Consider the following 453-nt stretch of genomic DNA (forward strand, 5'->3'; position numbering starts at 1 on the left):
TGCGTGCTTATGCTGGTCCCGATCGTGGTTTTCGTGCCGTTCGTAAAGAAATACGTCGCCGGCCCAACAACGACCGGTTCCGTGAAAGGGTAAAACACTAGCTCAAGGAGAAAATCAATGAGGTATCTTGGAATTCTTGCCGTTGCGTTCGGTGTTGCCGTCGGCGGGGGAGCGACGGCTCAACAGCGCTATGACGGCGCGAAAATAAAGGTCCTATCGACAAACTCGGCATACGATTTGGAGCTCAAAAAATTCGCGCACGAATTCACAGAGAAGACTGGCGCTGAAGTGCAGTTTGATCTCTTCGGTTATGCGCCGACCGTTCAAAAAGTGTCGGTCGAGCTCCTAACGCGTTCAGATAGTTACGACGTGGTATACTTAGGGAGCGAGGAGTTCGGGCGATACGCATCTGGCGATATCCTGGAGCCGCTCGATAATTACATAGACATGAAG

Annotated in this window: 1 protein-coding gene; it reads left to right on the plus strand. The window is 51.7% G+C overall.

Annotated elements, in window-relative coordinates:
* Positions 1-117 precede the first annotated feature (117 nt).
* On the plus strand, positions 118-453 hold a 336-nt coding region (locus EOA32_RS37780; protein ID WP_128374345.1), incomplete at its 3' end, for an extracellular solute-binding protein.

The organism is Mesorhizobium sp. M1A.F.Ca.ET.072.01.1.1, assembly GCF_004023325.1.
Lineage (GTDB): Bacteria > Pseudomonadota > Alphaproteobacteria > Rhizobiales > Rhizobiaceae > Mesorhizobium.